General features: G+C 44.5%; 2 pseudogenes. One reads left to right on the top strand and one right to left on the bottom strand.

Features of this window, described 5'->3' with window-relative positions:
* Positions 1-129, top strand: a pseudogene (gene spx, locus R0K30_RS21255) (transcriptional regulator Spx); the annotation flags it as partial.
* 59 nt (positions 130-188) lie between these two features.
* Here spx and R0K30_RS21250 read toward each other — a convergent pair.
* Positions 189-375 (bottom strand): annotated as a pseudogene (locus tag R0K30_RS21250) (TerC family protein); the annotation flags it as partial.

The following is a 375-nucleotide window of genomic DNA, read 5'->3' as shown; positions in this document are numbered from 1 at the left end:
CTGCTCCGCCGTCCGATCATCATTGATGAAAAACGTCTGCAAGTCGGCTATAACGAAGATGAAATCAGACGATTCCTGCCAAGAAAAGTGCGTTCTTTCCAATTAAGAGAAGCACAGCGTCTTGCCAACGGATATAAGCTTACGATAAGCATGGAAAAAGCCCAAAACCATCGCGGTTTGGGCTTTTTTTATTTTTCAGTCTGTTGGTAAATCATACTGGCGAGGATAACAAATACGACGGTCAAAATCGGCAGCATCATTTGTATAATGCCGTGTTCTGCCATGCAAAACGACAGCTTGCAGTCTCTGGCAATCATTTCACCGCCGGTAAATGCGAGAAGACCGCTCCCGGCATACATCAATAAAGGCATTTTT

This window comes from Bacillus sp. SIMBA_154 (genome assembly GCF_046536015.1).
Taxonomy (GTDB): Bacteria; Bacillota; Bacilli; order Bacillales; family Bacillaceae; genus Bacillus; species Bacillus pumilus_P.
Note: the sequence above shows the minus strand (reverse complement) of the source record. Positions and strands in the feature narration are given on the sequence as shown.